The sequence below is a fragment of the Micromonospora sp. C41 genome (genome assembly GCF_018070485.1).
Classification (GTDB): Bacteria; Actinomycetota; Actinomycetes; order Mycobacteriales; family Micromonosporaceae; genus Micromonospora; species Micromonospora chalcea.
In genome coordinates this window covers 1-1158 of the sequence record NZ_JAGPXP010000069.1, presented here as the reverse complement: position 1 = coordinate 1158, position 1158 = coordinate 1, and the positions used below count along the sequence as shown (strand labels likewise).

Here is a 1158-nt window from a genome sequence, read left to right as displayed (position 1 = left end):
GGAACACGTTGGCGATGATGAACTCGTTGATCGATCCGATGAAGGCGAGCAGGCCGGTCACCGCGAGGATCGGCGCCACCAGCGGCAGCATGATCCGGAAGAAGACCTGCACGTGCGACGCGCCGTCCATGGTCGCCGACTCGTCCAGCTCCTTCGGCAGCGTGTCGAAGAAGCCCTTCATCAGCCAGGTGTTCGCGCCGAGCGCGCCACCCATGTAGAGCAGGAACAGGCCCCACGGGGTGTTGAACCCGATCGCCGGGTAGAGGTCGGTGAGCGTGGTGAAGATCAGGAAGATCGCCACGATCGCCAGGAACTGCGGGAACATCTGGATCAGCAGCAGCGCGAGCAGGCCGACCCGGCGCCCGGCGAAGCGCATCCGGGAGAACGCGTACGCCGCGAGCGACGACAGGAAGATCGACGCGAAGCTGGCCACGCCCGCCAGCAGCAGCGAGTTGAGGAACCAGTGGCCGAACGCGGTCCGGTCGAACAGGTTCGTGAAGTTCTCCAGCGACGCGCCGGTCGGCAGCAGCTCGGTGGAGGAGAGCGTGCCGAGCGGGTTGAGCGCCGCCGAGATCACGAACAGGATCGGGAAGAGGCTGAACGCCACCGCCAGCACGCCCACCACGTGCCGCCAGCCGACCTGCGCGAACCAGCGTCCACGCGAGCGGCGGGCCGGCGTGCGGGTGGCCGTGGGCTTCCGCGCGATTGTGGTCACGAGTACACCTCCTCCTGCTTACGGGTCCGCCGGAAGCTGATCGCCGACACCGTCGCCACGATCGCGAAGATGAAGATCGAGACGGTGGCGGCCAGGCCGAACTCGGCGCCCTGCGCTCCGAACGCGAGCCGGTACGTGTAGGTGATCAGCAGGTCGGTGGCGCCGTTCGTCGGGTTGTCCGGCGCGAACGGGCCGCCCTCGGTGGTGAACAGGATCGCGTTGACGTTGTTGAAGTTGTACGCGAACGACGCGATCAGCAGCGGCGAGAGCGCCACCAGCAGCAGCGGCAGGGTGACCGACCGGAACGACTGCCAGGGCGACGCGCCGTCGACCGAGGTCGCCTCGGTCAGCTCCCGCGGAATGGCCTGCAACGCGCCGGTGGCCACCAGGAACATGTACGGGTAGCCGAGCCAGAGCTGCACCAGCAGCACCGCGATCCGGGC

General features: G+C 67.8%; 2 protein-coding genes. Both read right to left on the bottom strand.

Annotated elements, in window-relative coordinates:
• On the bottom strand, nucleotides 1-715 hold a 715-nt coding region (locus KBX43_RS31230), incomplete at its 3' end, for a sugar ABC transporter permease (RefSeq protein ID WP_210888605.1).
• The coding region (locus tag KBX43_RS31225) for an ABC transporter permease subunit (RefSeq protein WP_210888603.1) at nucleotides 712-1158 on the bottom strand (447 nt) is incomplete at its 5' end. The genes KBX43_RS31230 and KBX43_RS31225, both read right to left, overlap by 4 nt.